At 46.5% G+C, this 1849-nt stretch carries 1 protein-coding gene; it reads left to right on the top strand.

Annotation, left to right across the window (positions count from 1 at the left end):
• Positions 1-561: 561 nt before the first annotated feature.
• On the top strand, positions 562-1849 hold a 1288-nt coding region (locus KDM87_RS17985; protein ID WP_212680429.1), incomplete at its 3' end, for a methyl-accepting chemotaxis protein.

Below are 1849 nucleotides of genomic sequence, written 5' to 3'. Positions count from 1 at the left end.
AAACCAGCTGCGGCTGTACGTCCGGTCAAAGCTGCGCCTGCTCCTCGCAAACAAATTACGACCGCATCAACCTCGAATCAGGACTGGGAAGAATTCTGACCGGGATGTATTAGCGATGAAAACTCAGTGTTAATACTGTCAAAACACAAAAAGCACGATCGACATTGCTGTCTGTCGTGCTTTTTTTATGCTGTCTCGTCGACAAATATAAAAGTGTAGTCGATAACAACACTGATCACAGACGGAATATACATCTTGCCATCAGTGCATCAGAGCTTGCTAATCTGAAGAGAACAGCTAAATTAAAAAGAATCGACAATTTTTTCAAAAACCCAGCAAAGTCCCGGCGAGGCAAAAAACCACACAAAACTATATAGAGCACGATGTTACTTTAGAACAAAAAACGTCCTATGTCCTTCGCGGGTTAACGCATATAATGCGGGACATATGAAACCGCAGCAATTGCGGCAATGTTTTTTCTTTCATATCCGAATACCCTCGCAATCACATTACAACAATCCTCAATCAGTGCACCTCATGCATTAGAGAAATGGAATACATATGAACTCACTGCTCAAACAGCTCTCCGTCGGAAAACGACTAGGCCTGGGCTTTGCCCTTATCCTCGTCTTTTCTATTTTCGCTACGTTGGTTGGCTTAACACAACTCAACACAGTTGCCACATCGACCAAAACCTTATTAGAAGAACCTCTTGCAACCGAACGCCTGATCAGCGATTGGTATCGCTATATACATACAGCAATCCGCAGAACAGCCGCCATCGCAAAAAGTAGTGACCCTTCTTTAGCCGCCTTTTTTGAAGCAGAGGGTGCTGAATCAACGAAAGTCTCAGCAGACTTATTCAAACTAATCGTAAAACAACTTCAGAGTGAACAAGAAATTAAACTCTTGAAAGAAGTTGAAAAACTTCGTGAAGCCTATCTGGCGACACGTAATAAAGTCGTGGCACTGAAAAAAGAGGGAAATACTGACGAAGCGAACCAGTTGCTTGAAAAAACATTCATGCCGACTGCACTCAGCTACGTGAAAAAAGTAGAAGAAATGCAGGCACTGCAACGCTCGCAGATCGATGCCATGGCCGCTGAAATTCAGGCCAATTACGAACGCAGCCGCACTTTACTCATCGTTCTGATTCTTCTCACCACCACTCTGGCTATCGTGACCGGCTGGCTGCTCACCCGTTCGATTACAGAACCCTTGATTCAGGCAACGAATGTCGCTCAGAAAATGGCGATGGGTGATCTGACTGAGGTCGTTGACGTTCATCGTAATGATGAAATCGGCACCTTGATCACCGCCATTAATGGTGTCAGTAGCGGTCTGAGTCATGTGATTGCCGATGTACGTAATGGTACTGACGCGATTAATGTGGCGGCGGCTGAAATCGCTTCCGGTAATGCGGACTTATCGTCCAGAACAGAATCTCAGGCCAGTTCGCTTGAAGAAACTGCGTCTTCGATGGAAGAGCTGACGTCAACAGTGAAACAAAATGCGGACAATGCGCGTCAGGCAAATCAACTGGTGGTAACGGCAACGGGTGTGGCGATTAAAGGGGGGGAAGTTGTTGATCAGGTCGTTGAAACGATGGGTTCAATCAAGGCCAGCTCGAATAAGATTGTCGATATTATCGCGGTGATTGATGGCATTGCCTTTCAGACGAATATTCTGGCGTTGAATGCTGCAGTCGAGGCTGCCCGCGCTGGTGAACAGGGTCGCGGTTTCGCGGTGGTTGCATCGGAAGTGCGTAATCTGGCGCAGCGTAGTGCTTCGGCGGCAAAAGAGATTAAGCAGTTGATTGATGACTCTGTCAGTAAGGTGGAGCACGGTA

This window comes from Cognatundibacterium rivi, from assembly GCF_018139565.1.
In the GTDB taxonomy this organism is placed as follows: Bacteria; Pseudomonadota; Gammaproteobacteria; order Burkholderiales; family Burkholderiaceae_D; genus Undibacterium; species Undibacterium rivi.
Note: the sequence above shows the minus strand (reverse complement) of the source record. Positions and strands in the feature narration are given on the sequence as shown.